Genomic DNA, 10,440 nt, shown 5'->3' with positions numbered 1-10,440 from the left:
TATCGACCAAACCCGATCAAAACCGGTGGACCGGCACGCCGCCATTATTCAGCGGTCTCCTAGCCGTTCGTGGCCGGCCGGGTCGACGCTTCCGTAGGGGCCGACCATGCCGGCAACAGCAGAAGATCACTTCTGACTGCGCGCAGGACCGCCAGGTCCGTCTCGACCTGGCCGTGCAACTCGCCGCATGGGCACGACGACCAGACGCCGGCCCGCAGCTGCTCGCAAAACGCCTCCAGCGTGGCGCGAGTCCACGCCACGACCTTCGCATCCACCACGACCAGGTCATCGCCCGGCGGCCGCGCGTGGAGGGCTAGGCCCAGCCCGGAGATGGCCTCGGCCGCGTGCCGCCCGTCGAGCTGAGGCACCTCGGCAGCGCCGTCACCGTTGACGCTGGCGTACAGCATGGCCTAACCCAACGCGGCCACCAGCCGGCCGACGACGCGCACGGCGAAGTGCTCGTCGGGTCCGGTCGGCTCATCCACCGGGCGGCGGGTCACCTCGGCCATCATGTCCGTGGCAGCCTGCCGGCCCCAATCGTCGTCGATGTAGTTGCGCAGCACCGTCTGCGAGCTGATGTGCAGCTGGGCGGCGATAGCGTTGATGCGGACCTCGAGTTCCTCAGCCACCACGGCGGGGTCAACCCGGCCGCCGAGCGCCTCGACCGTGGCGAGGAAGTCGCTGACCAGCCGGGCCCGCTTGCCCTGTCGAGTCACCTGCCCCCGTCCTCTGCCACGTTTCCGGTACGGCGCATCAGTCTGGCACACCAAGAGTCGCAGTCATTCCAGCAGCGCCCGAACGGGTCGCGCACGCTCGGCGGACCCGGGCTGCCCGCGCGGACCCACGTACGGCGCGCCTGCTGGCGGTAGCGTCGTACCGAGTTTGACGTATGTCTGGCAGGTCTCAGCCATGTCCTCTATGGAGGAATCCGTCGCCATCGAGTTGCGGCGGACTGGTATCGAGGAACAGCATGGCGCTCACCTACCTCTTCGCGACCGGCCCCACCTCGCCGTCCCGAGAACTCGCGCCGCTGCTGACTAGCCATGCGGCCAAGGTCAGGCTCATCGCCTACGCCGGGTCTCAGTCAGCGGCCACCCGGCATGTCGACCGGCTACGCCTGCACCAACACGGAATCCTCGGGACCGTCTCCGGAACCGACGTGGTCGCGAACGCGCTGGCTCACGCCCACCGGTTGCGTGAGCGCCCTGCGCTGTTCGTGGCGGTCGAAACCGAATCCCCGGACCCACGCGGTGGCGCCGCGTGGCACGTCTACGAAGTCTTTCCCCCGCACCAGAGCCGGTATGTGGGGCTTGTGACCAGGACCGGCGAAGGCGAGGGCTACGTCATGTTCGTCAATCAGCCCCAGGGCCGTTAAGCCGTTCGAGAGCTGGCCGCCGTGGGTCATCGGCGGTCAACAGTTTCTGGATGATCAGGCCACAACGCCTGGTCGACTACGACCTGCCGCGAGGTTGCAGCCACTGCGGGTCGACGGAGATCGTCTCTGGAGTGAGGCCGTAGTGGTCAGCGACCTCACGGCCGTCGGGTTCGAGCAGCCGCTGCCGGTCATAGCGGCGCAGTTGCGGAATGCTCAGGCCGACAAGCTCGGCGAACTGCCCGATCTGCCACCGCTCGGATTGATCGTCCATGTAATCGTCGTCCACGACGCTGATTCTGCGAGCCTGACCCGCGTCAGGGTCAAGACTTGGACTTCGGAGCACGCGCTCGACCTGGATGCGTCGCTGGAAGACAGACCCGGGGCCGTCAGTCGGCGAAGGCGATCCGGATGCCTACTGTGCCGTCGCGGCCGCGACGGATCCGGCTGCCGAGCATGGTGATCCGCCCGATGAGGCCGTACTTGCGGGCGATGGTCGTGCGGATGCGCTGGGCGGTCGCGGAGTCGGTCAGGGTGGCTCGTCCGGCGGCCGCGTCTCCGTGCGTGTTGCCTTTGAAGTCGCACGGCGCGACCGTGACGCGGCCGCTGCGGCGGATCCGCTTGACCTTGCCGGAGTCGGCGACCGTCCACACCGCGAGCGCGTCGCCGTCGCGGGCCGCCCAGACGGGTGTGGCCACGGCGCGGCCGTCTTTGCGGAATGTGGTCAGCAGGACGTACTTCTCGTCGGCGAGACGGTCGAGGGCGTTCATGGTGGCGGGTACCTCTTTCTGGGCCCGTCGAAGGGCGGCAATGGCTTGGTCGAGCAAGGTCGGCGAACGGTGTCGGCTTTGACGGGATCAGGTGACTTGACGCGTCAGGGTGTGAAAGCCCGCCGGTACGCGGTGGGGGTGGTGGCAAAGGCTCGGTGGAAGTGCGTGCGGAGGTTGGTGGCGGTCCCCAGACCGGTGCGTCTAGCGACTTCGTCGATGGTGATCTCGGCGTTCTCCAGCAGGGCGCAGGCGGCGCGCAGCCGTTGCTGAGTCAGCCAGGCTTGCGGGCTCATCCGGAACTGGTTCCGGAAGCTGCGGTGCAGGGTCCGGGTCGACATCACGCCCTGCCGGGCGAGGTCCGCGACGGTGATCGGCCGGTGCAGGTTGGCGCTCGCCCAGGCGGTGACGGTGGCCAGTTCGTCGTCTTCGGTGGCGGTGCCGGCCGGGATGAACTGTGCCTGGCCGCCGGCACGGTGCAGCGGTGTCACCATGTTGCGCGCCCGTTGGATTGCGGCGGACTGGCCGTGGTCCCGGCCGACGAGGTAGAGGCACATGTCGAGGCCGGCGGCCAGTCCGGCGCTGGTGAGCACCGGGCCCTCGTCGACGTACAGCGCATTGGCGTCCACGGTGACCCGGGGGTGTTCGCGGGCCAGCGCCTCAGCGTGTACCCAGTGGGTCGTCGCGCGTCGGCCGTCGAGCAGGCCGGCCTGGGCCAGTGCGAACGCGCCGGTGCAGATCGAGGCGATGCGGGCGCCGCGGCGGTAGGCGAGGGTCAGCGCGGCGAGTGCGCGTACCGGGGCGGGGCCGCGGGCGAATCCGGGCACGATGACCGTGTCGGCGTCCGCCAAGGTGTCGAGCGTGGCATCGACGGTCAACGCCAGCCCTGGTGTGGTGGTGGGGATGGATCCGCCGTCCAGCGAGCAGACCGTGGTCGCGTACCGGCCGTGGCCGTCGTGGCCGAAGACGTGCGTCGCGATGGTCAGGTCGAAGGCGACCACGCGGGGGAGGGCGAGGACGGCGACCCGGTGCGTGGCGGATTTCTTGTGCACAGTGGCAAGAATGCCACTCGCCGCCAACGCGGCCCAGGCGAGAGGCTGGCCGGGTGCGAATCGAGATCGTGGTGTTCGACGGCTTCGACGAACTGGACGTGTTCGGGCCGTTCGAGGTGTTGTCGATGGCGGGGTTCGACGTCGAGTTGGTCGCCGTCGAGCGGCCAGGGCCGGTCACCAGCATGCGCGGCGTCCAACTCCGGATCCCTGGGGTGCTGGGTGAGGCCGACGGCGTGATCGTCCCGGGTGGCGGGTGGCTGAACCGGGCCGTCGCCGGCGCCTGGGCGCAGGCGAGGCACGGCGTGCTTCCGGCCCGGCTGGCCGCGCTGGCACCGTCGGCGCGCTGGATGGCATCGGTGTGCACCGGTGGGCTCCTGCTCGCCGCCGCCGGTCTGCTGGCGGGCCGGCGGGCGACCACCAACCGCAACGCGTACGAGGAGTTGCGCGCCTACGACGTCACCGTCGTCGACGAACGTGTCGTCGACGACGGCGATCGGATCACCGCGGGCGCGCTCACCGCCGGCCTCGATCTGGGACTGTGGATCACCGTACGGGAACTCGGTGCCGCCACCGCCAACCGGGTCGCCGCCACCATCGAGTACCCGGCCCCGACGCCCGAGCGCCTCAGCCGGTCATCCGGTTGAGCTGCGGATCAGCTTGTCGAAGCCTTTGTGGATGGCATCAAGGGGCCTCTCGGTACCGAGACGAGGCAGCGCGGCAGCCCTGTGACATGGGAGGCAAGGCGACCCCGCGTGCTGTGATCCGCGTCCCGCCGAGGATGGCGACCACGGTGGAAACACGCCCACTACCAAGAACGAAACATTGCCGCTGGATGCTGCCTGGTAGCTGGACGCCGCCAGCTGGCTGAGAGGTGGGACCGCGTGGAGATTCTGGTACTGACCGCCCAGTCCGCCGGCGAGTCCGCACGCCGGGTGCTTCCCGCCCTGGACCTGCTGCCCCATCGTGTACGGGTCGCCGAGCAAGACGTGTCCGCCCTGGTGTCCGGTCCTGATCCCGACATCGTGCTGGTGGACGCCCGGCACAAGTTGGTCGAGGCGCGGGGCGTGTGCCGGTTGCTGCGAGCCACGGGCCTGCGGGTGCCGCTGCTGGCCGTGGTGGACGAGGCCGGCCTGGTCGGGGTCTGCGCGGACTGGGGGCTCGACGACGTGGTGCTGGCAACCGCCGGCCCTGCCGAGGTGGAAGCGCGGCTGCGGCTGATGGTGAGCCGGCTTGCCGGCCTGACCGGCGGTGCCGGCGGTTCGCTGATCGCCTGCGGTGACCTTTGCATCGATCCCGATACGTACGCCGCGAGGCTCAAGGGTCGGCCGCTTGATCTGACGTACAAGGAGTTCGAACTGTTGAAGTTCCTCGCGCAGCACCCGGGTCGCGTGTTCACCCGAGATCAGTTGCTGCGCGAGGTGTGGGGATACGACTACTTCGGAGGTCACCGCACGGTCGACGTGCACGTACGGCGGTTGCGCGCGAAGCTCGGCAGCGAGTACGAGTCGATGATCGGCACGGTGCGGCAGGTCGGGTACAAACTCGTGCTTGCGCCGTCTGCGCAGGCTCAGGGACTGGTTGAGGACATGGAGTCAGGGCGCTCGAACCCACACGCTCTGATCAGGGCCGCAGGCTGACGACCGGGATGTCGCGCGAGGTCTTTCGTTGGTACGTCGCATAGGGGGCGAAGATCGCCACCAGGTGTGGCCAGACCAGCGCCTTCTCCTGGGGTGACAGCGTGCGCGCCCGGGCGGTGAAGCGCGCGGCGCCTACCCGCAATCTCACCTCCGGGTTCTCCTGAATGCTGCGGTACCACAGCGGGTGATCGTCGGCGCCGCCGTTGGACGCGACGACCAGATACGAGTCGCCGTCCCTGCCGTAGATCAGGACAGTGCGGTGCCAGCCACCGCTGCGTCGCCCCCGATAGTCCAGCAGCAGGCACGGCGAACCGTGCACGGTGTTCCCTCTCGTTCCACCGGACTCCTCGTAGATCCGTGCCTGCTTGGCCACCCACGCCACCGGGCTGATCCGCACCGCGTCCTCAGCTGCGACCATGTCGTCCTCTCGCTCTTAACTCTATACAACGTAGAGAGTCGAATGCCGAGTATAGCCCCGGGATGTCATGACCGACCGCCGCGTTGACGCAGAGTGGTGGGAGGTCTTGAATTCCCCTATGACCGAGCCCCGCACGCACGAGGTGCAGATCGTCGCCGCCTCGCCGGATGAGATCAAGGCGCTGCTGGGCGTCCACGGCGACCTGCCGGCCGGGGGCGAGGTGCCGATCGCGGACGGCGTCACGCTAAGTGGCCTGCGGCTGACCCGGTCCAGCGGGTTCGAAGGTACCCAATATGTCCTGGAGGCCCTGGTGAGCGTCGCGACCAGCGTGAGCAGCGCGGTGCTGGCGGCCTGGTTGATCGACAAGCTCCGCGGCCGGCGTGGCGTCGCGGCGAGTCTCGACGGTCAAGAGGTCCGGCCCGCCGACCTCGACGGCGCCTGACCCCGACGGGCGTCCCAGCTGTGTACCTCCACAACCCGCTCAACGCGCACACCGCGGTGTACGCCCGGTTCGTCACCGCCCGCGACGGCGCGGAGCCGCCGCCCTGCGACGCGGAGCTGGCCGGCCGCGCCCTGACCCGATACCAGGCGCACGCACTGCGGCTGTACCGCACGCGAGGGCTGGAGCCGCCGGAGGCGGCGCCCGGCGAGGACGAGCGCGGCCTGGTCTCCACGTTCCGGCGGTTCCTGCCGGGCCTGGTCGAGGGGAGCCCGCTGGCCGGCGCGGTCGCCGCGGTGCCGGTGATCTTCCCGCGCACGGTCGTGCCCGACGCTCGCGCCGACGCGATCGATGGCCAACCTGTCGTCTACGTCAGCGGGGGCACCCTCGACGTGATCGAGCTGTTCGCGCGCACCGTGAGCAGGTGCGCCCGGCTCAACGAACTGGCCCTGCCCGTGCTGCGCGACCTGGAGCCCGACCCGCCCGCCGCGGTGCCGTTGCCCTGGCTGACCGTCGGCGCCGACCAGTGGGTGGGGCTGCGCGTCGACGAGCTGCTGGCCGAGGCGCCAGGCGGCCCGGCGCTGCGCGAACGGCTGTGCGGCGCCATGGCCGCGCTCGCACCGGTATCCAACGCGGGACTGGCCAGACACCGGCTGTCGTACTGCCTGATGCAGCTGGTCATGCGCGCGGTCCGGCGCGCTCGCCAGGGTGCGCCGGGCGCCGTCTTCCTGCCGGACGAGCCGCCGGACGGCCCGTCCCCGATCGACCCCGTCTACCTCGCGCAGCTCACCCTCGGCTTCGTCGTGCTGCACGAGATCGGCCACCACGTGCTGGGCCACAACGAGATCGGCTTTCGGGGCTCACCGCACGAGGTCGCGCTGGCCGAGGCGATGCTCGGCGCGTTCGAGCTCGGCGAGGGCGAGGAGGCGGTCGACCTGGTCGGTCGGGGCTCGTCGTTCGAGCTGGCGGCCGACGCCTTCGCCATACAGGTGGTGGCCGCCGAGGCGCGGGAGCCGGTGCTGGAGGCGGGCTCGCTGTGGTGCGCGGCGTCCGAGCGCTCCGCGGTGGTCACCGGCGACCGGGTACGCGACCTGGTCGAGCTGTCACGGCAGCCGGATGCCCACCCGTCGTACTCGTCCCGCGTCTACTACCTCAACGGCCGGTTCAGCACCGGCCGCCGCCAGGGCGCCATCGCCCAGCAGATCGCCGCCAGCGCGGAGAGCGCCGCCGGCGAGCTCGACCACGCCGGCAGCGAGCCGATCACGGCCGAGTCAGACCTGTACCGGGAGATCTGGGCCATCGCCGACCACGCCGCGCGGGAAGGCCCGTACGACTGGATCGTGTGGCCGCCGCCGGAGCCGGACGAGAACGCGCTGGACGAGTCGGACGTTCTGGTGCAGGGCCTGCTGGCGTGGGAGGCCGGCCAGCTCGCCGAGGCCGAGCAGCTGTTCCGGTCGGCGGCCCAGGACAGCCGCCCGGAGCCGGCGCGGCGAGCCCGCGTGCTGCTGGGTCGGGTGCTGGAGGAGCGGGGCGAGAACGGCGAGGCCGAGGTCATGTACCGCGAGGCCGACGCGATGGGCGACGCCGACGCGGCCAACGACGTGGGCCTGCTGCTGGCCGAACGCGGGGACCTGGCGGGGGCGGAGGCGGCGTACCGGCGGGCGGACGAGCGTGGTTGCGCGCCCGCCGGGTACAACCTGGGCCTGCTGCTCGACGAGCGCGGCGACCGGGCGGGCGCGGTCGAGGCCCTCGAACGGGCGGACGCCCGCGAACACCCGCAGGCGGCGATCATCCTCGGCCACTGGGCGCTGGAGTCCGGCGAGATGGACCGCGCCGAGGCGTGCTGGTACCGGGCCGACGAGCGCGGCGCGACCGGCGCCGCCACGAATCTGGGCTACCTGCTCCAGGAGCGCGGCTACCTGGACGACGCCGAGGAAGTCCTACTCCGCGCGGGGGTGCGCGGCGAGCTCGACGGGCTGCACAACCTGGGCTGGCTGCGGCAGCAGCGCGGCGACCTCGACGGGGCGGCGCAGGCGTACGAGGAGGCGGTGAACGGCGGCCGGGAGGCCTCCGCCGGCAACCTGCACGCCGTACAGCTCGCCCTGGCGGAGCGGGACGAGGGCGACGTGCCGTTCGTGCAGGCGGCCGCGGCTGGCGACACTACGGCAGCGGTCGAGCTGGGGCGGCGCATCGCCAAGCGCGGGCGGACCGCCGACGCGGTGCGCGTGTGGCAGCACGCCCGGCAGTTGGGCGAGCCGGAGGCCCTGAACGAGCTGGGGTTGGCCTATGCGGCGCAGGGCGACCGGGCCGGCGCGGAGGCGGCGTTCCGTGAGGGCGCCGACCGGGAGCATCGGGGCGCCATCTACAACCTCGGCGTCATCCTGTACGAGCGCGGTGACGTGGACGGGGCCGAGCGGCAGTGGCGGCGGGCCGACGCGCTGGGAGACGGGGCGGCGGCGTACAACCTGGGCTCGCTGCTAGAGGACGCGGGCGAGGAAGACGAGGCGCGGCTGGCGTTCCGGCGCGCCGACGAGCGCGGCGACGACCTGGGCGCGGTCCACCTCGGCGTACTGCTGGCGAAGTCGGGCGACACCGAGGCGGCGGCCGCAGCATTCGGTCGCGCCGAGCAGCGCGGCAGCCAGTACGGCCCGGCGCAGCTCGGCGACCTGCTGTACCGCTCCGGCGACGAGCCCGGCGCCGAGGCCGCCTGGCGGCGGGCCGACGCGATGGGCAACCGCGACGCCGCGTACAGCCTGGGTCGGCTGCTGCGCCGGCTGGGTAACCTCGACGGCGCGGAGACCGCGCTACGCCGGGCCGTTGCGCGCGGGCACCCGTCCGCGTCGCAGGAGCTGGCCCGGGTCATGGCCGCTCGCGGGCATCAGCGCGCCGCGGCCACAGCGTGAGCTGAACGCGGGTCGAACCCGGCTGGGCGCAGCTGGCAGCAGCGCGTTGGTGGTGCGCGGACAGGACGGGCTCGACAAGCTCACCACCGTCACGGCGTCTCGTGTGGACGGTACACGATGGAAATCGTGACGCGGACCGTGCTGGATCCTCGTGATCTGGGCTGTCTCGGCGCGATCCGCCCGCGCTGCGCGGCGGCGACGCCGCCGACAACGCGCGCATCGCGCACGCGGTGCTCGACCGACGGGGCGTCGCGGCCCGATCCGCGACGTGGTCCTGCTCAACGCCGCGGCCGTCCTGGCGGCGGTATCGGTGCCAGGAGCGTCCCTTGTGGAGCAGCTGTCGGCGGCCGTGGCGCGGTGTGCCGAAGCCGTCGACTCCGCAGCTGCCCGGGCAACCCTCGACCGGTGGGTCACCGCCAGCAGGAGCGTCTATGCCGGTGCGTAGTCCAGCAGGACGAGCCGCTGGTCGAGCACGTTCGCGGACACCAGCCGCAGGTTGACGTCGGGCAGGCCATCCAGGATGCGCTCCTCGCCGGTCTCCCCGAGCACCTGTGGAAACACGATCAGGCGCAGGCGATCGACCAGGCCGAGCCGGAACAGGCTGCGCCCCAAGGCCAGGCTGCCGATGACGCGCAACGGGTCGCCGGGCTCGTTCTTCATCGCGGGGACGGCCACCGTGACGTCGTCGGCCACCAAGGTGGTGTTGCTCCACGCCAGCGGCGGTCGCAACGAGCGGGAGAACACCACCTTGGGCAGCTCGTTCATGCGCTTGGCCGTCGGGTCGTCGGCTTCTGCGTTGAACTGTGCCAGCGCCCGGTATGTGTTGCCGCCCATCAGGATCACGTGCGGGCGGGCCGTCTGCTCGTCAATCCACGCCTGCAGGTCCGGGCCGGGATAGCCGAAGTAGGCGGGGGAGTCGCGCCCCCGGCCCCAGCCGTCGACGGTGCTGAACAGGTCCACTGTCAGTTCGCGCATGACGATCCTCCGATGTGGATTCAGGAGAGCTTGTTCAGGTACGCGGCCAGTGCGTCGTACGACTCCCTGGCGCCCTCCGCCATGCCAGAGGACACCATGCCGTCGCGGTCTTCCTTGGTGTCGAAGCGGGTGAGGCTGGTGACGGTCGTCTTGCCGCCTTCCTCCGTCAGCTCCAGCGTCTCCACGCACACGTGACCGGGCATGCCCTCGAACTCGAAGGTCCATACGATCCGCTCCGGCGCCTGGATCTCCCGGTATTCGCCGCGGAACGCGTACTGCTCGCCGTCGGGCGCGTGCTCGACGAAGCGCCAGGCACCGCCCGGGCGGAAGTCCATCTCGCAGTCGAGCGGGTTGCCCCGACCCCACCAGTGCTTGACGTGCTCGGGCTTCGAGTGCGCCTCGAAGACGAGTGCGCGCGGCGCGTCGAACACGCGCACCATCTTGATTTCCAGATCAGTCGGCAGGGTAACCGTCAGGTTGTCGCCCATCTGTCTCACTCCTTCTGCTGTCTCGCTCATCCGTCTGGAGCTCTTGCAGGTATTCGCCGAGCCGGTCGTAGCGCTGCTCCCAGAACCGCTCGTAGGTGGCGATCCAGTCAGCCACCTCGCGCAGCGGCCCCGCGTCGAGGCGGCACGGTCGCCACTGCGCCTCCTTGCCGCGGCTGATCAGCCCGGCGCGCTCCAGCACCTTCAGGTGCTTGGAGACGGCCTGGAGGCTGATCGGGAACGGCTCGGCGAGATGGTTGACCGTCGCCTCGCCCTCCGCCAGCCGGGCCAGGATGGCCCGCCGGGTCGGGTCGGCGAGAGCGCTGAACACCTCGCTCAGCCGGTCCACGTCCTCCGCCTTTCTCAACCCATCGGTTAATCAACTTATTGGT

General features: G+C 70.8%; 15 protein-coding genes. 6 read left to right on the top strand and 9 right to left on the bottom strand.

Going from position 1 to position 10,440, the window contains the following annotated elements:
- Positions 1–59 precede the first annotated feature (59 nt).
- Both V6V89_RS36325 and V6V89_RS36320 read right to left on the bottom strand, forming a co-directional pair.
- Positions 60–407 (bottom strand): hypothetical protein, encoded by a 348-nt coding sequence (locus V6V89_RS36325; protein WP_334624180.1) that lies wholly within the window; start codon positions 405–407, stop codon positions 60–62.
- A gap of 3 nt (positions 408–410) precedes the next feature.
- Positions 411–716 (bottom strand): hypothetical protein, encoded by a 306-nt coding sequence (locus V6V89_RS36320; RefSeq protein WP_334624179.1) that lies wholly within the window; start codon positions 714–716, stop codon positions 411–413.
- Between the two features lie 254 nt (positions 717–970).
- On the opposite strand from V6V89_RS36320, the gene V6V89_RS36315 reads away from it, so the two are divergent.
- Complete coding sequence (locus V6V89_RS36315; protein WP_334624178.1) at positions 971–1,375, top strand: hypothetical protein; 405 nt, start codon at positions 971–973, stop codon at positions 1,373–1,375.
- Positions 1,376–1,451: 76 nt separating this feature from the next.
- Here the strand turns inward: V6V89_RS36315 and V6V89_RS36310 are convergent, their stop codons facing one another.
- From V6V89_RS36310 to V6V89_RS36300, 3 genes are all read right to left on the bottom strand, one after another.
- Positions 1,452–1,661, bottom strand: a complete 210-nt coding sequence (locus tag V6V89_RS36310) for a MerR family transcriptional regulator (protein WP_334624177.1) — start codon at positions 1,659–1,661, stop codon at positions 1,452–1,454.
- A 100-nt stretch (positions 1,662–1,761) separates the two neighbouring features.
- Positions 1,762–2,142, bottom strand: coding sequence for a PPOX class F420-dependent oxidoreductase (locus tag V6V89_RS36305; protein WP_334624176.1), 381 nt, complete (start codon positions 2,140–2,142; stop codon positions 1,762–1,764).
- A 104-nt stretch (positions 2,143–2,246) separates the two neighbouring features.
- Entirely contained in the window at positions 2,247–3,191 is a 945-nt protein-coding gene (locus V6V89_RS36300; protein ID WP_334624175.1) for a GlxA family transcriptional regulator, read from the bottom strand.
- A gap of 53 nt (positions 3,192–3,244) precedes the next feature.
- On the opposite strand from V6V89_RS36300, the gene V6V89_RS36295 reads away from it, so the two are divergent.
- Both V6V89_RS36295 and V6V89_RS36290 read left to right on the top strand, forming a co-directional pair.
- A complete protein-coding gene (locus V6V89_RS36295; RefSeq protein ID WP_334624174.1) occupies positions 3,245–3,835 on the top strand; it encodes a DJ-1/PfpI family protein in 591 nt (196 codons plus the stop codon).
- Between the two features lie 237 nt (positions 3,836–4,072).
- A complete protein-coding gene (locus V6V89_RS36290; protein ID WP_334624173.1) occupies positions 4,073–4,828 on the top strand; it encodes a winged helix-turn-helix transcriptional regulator in 756 nt (251 codons plus the stop codon).
- Here V6V89_RS36290 and V6V89_RS36285 read toward each other — a convergent pair.
- The gene (locus V6V89_RS36285) at positions 4,812–5,246 is read right to left on the bottom strand and encodes a nitroreductase family deazaflavin-dependent oxidoreductase (protein WP_334624172.1); all 435 of its coding nucleotides are present in this window, start codon (positions 5,244–5,246) and stop codon (positions 4,812–4,814) included. The two genes, V6V89_RS36290 and V6V89_RS36285, sit on opposite strands and share 17 nt — an antisense overlap.
- Before the next feature lie 118 nt (positions 5,247–5,364).
- Here V6V89_RS36285 and V6V89_RS36280 point away from each other — a divergent pair, with 118 nt between their 5' ends.
- The 3 genes from V6V89_RS36280 (at position 5,365) to V6V89_RS36270 (ending at position 9,033) form a co-directional block, all read left to right on the top strand.
- The gene (locus V6V89_RS36280) at positions 5,365–5,688 is read left to right on the top strand and encodes a hypothetical protein (protein WP_334624171.1); all 324 of its coding nucleotides are present in this window, start codon (positions 5,365–5,367) and stop codon (positions 5,686–5,688) included.
- A gap of 20 nt (positions 5,689–5,708) precedes the next feature.
- Positions 5,709–8,588 carry a tetratricopeptide repeat protein gene (locus V6V89_RS36275; RefSeq protein ID WP_334624170.1) on the top strand — a complete coding sequence of 960 codons (2,880 nt, stop codon included), beginning with the start codon at positions 5,709–5,711 and terminating at the stop codon, positions 8,586–8,588.
- A gap of 268 nt (positions 8,589–8,856) precedes the next feature.
- Positions 8,857–9,033 carry a hypothetical protein gene (locus tag V6V89_RS36270; protein ID WP_334624169.1) on the top strand — a complete coding sequence of 59 codons (177 nt, stop codon included), beginning with the start codon at positions 8,857–8,859 and terminating at the stop codon, positions 9,031–9,033.
- Here V6V89_RS36270 and V6V89_RS36265 read toward each other — a convergent pair.
- The 3 genes from V6V89_RS36265 to V6V89_RS36255 are packed head-to-tail and all read right to left on the bottom strand — an operon-like array spanning position 9,018 to position 10,397.
- Positions 9,018–9,563, bottom strand: a complete 546-nt coding sequence (locus tag V6V89_RS36265; RefSeq protein WP_334624168.1) for a dihydrofolate reductase family protein — start codon at positions 9,561–9,563, stop codon at positions 9,018–9,020. The two genes, V6V89_RS36270 and V6V89_RS36265, sit on opposite strands and share 16 nt — an antisense overlap.
- Before the next feature lie 20 nt (positions 9,564–9,583).
- On the bottom strand, positions 9,584–10,051 hold the full coding sequence (locus tag V6V89_RS36260; RefSeq protein ID WP_334624167.1) for an SRPBCC family protein: 468 nt from the start codon (positions 10,049–10,051) through the stop codon (positions 9,584–9,586).
- A complete protein-coding gene (locus tag V6V89_RS36255) occupies positions 10,017–10,397 on the bottom strand; it encodes an ArsR/SmtB family transcription factor (protein ID WP_442935291.1) in 381 nt (126 codons plus the stop codon). The genes V6V89_RS36260 and V6V89_RS36255 overlap by 35 nt, the downstream gene beginning before the upstream one ends.
- Between the last annotated feature and the right edge of the window lie 43 nt (positions 10,398–10,440).

Origin of the sequence: Micromonospora sp. CPCC 206061 (genome assembly GCF_036906915.1) — a bacterium.
Lineage (GTDB): Bacteria > Actinomycetota > Actinomycetes > Mycobacteriales > Micromonosporaceae > Phytohabitans.
Note: the sequence above shows the minus strand (reverse complement) of the source record. Positions and strands in the feature narration are given on the sequence as shown.

Excerpts from the sequence above, each read along its gene's own strand:
- V6V89_RS36325 (WP_334624180.1), bottom strand. The coding sequence starts at position 407 with ATGCTGTACGCCAGCGTCAACGGTGACGGCGCTGCCGAGGTGCCTCAG.
- V6V89_RS36315 (WP_334624178.1), top strand. The coding sequence starts at position 971 with ATGGCGCTCACCTACCTCTTCGCGACCGGCCCCACCTCGCCGTCCCGA.
- V6V89_RS36305 (WP_334624176.1), bottom strand. The coding sequence starts at position 2,142 with ATGAACGCCCTCGACCGTCTCGCCGACGAGAAGTACGTCCTGCTGACC.
- V6V89_RS36285 (WP_334624172.1), bottom strand. The coding sequence starts at position 5,246 with ATGGTCGCAGCTGAGGACGCGGTGCGGATCAGCCCGGTGGCGTGGGTG.
- V6V89_RS36280 (WP_334624171.1), top strand. The coding sequence starts at position 5,365 with ATGACCGAGCCCCGCACGCACGAGGTGCAGATCGTCGCCGCCTCGCCG.
- V6V89_RS36265 (WP_334624168.1), bottom strand. The coding sequence starts at position 9,563 with ATGCGCGAACTGACAGTGGACCTGTTCAGCACCGTCGACGGCTGGGGC.
- V6V89_RS36260 (WP_334624167.1), bottom strand. The coding sequence starts at position 10,051 with ATGGGCGACAACCTGACGGTTACCCTGCCGACTGATCTGGAAATCAAG.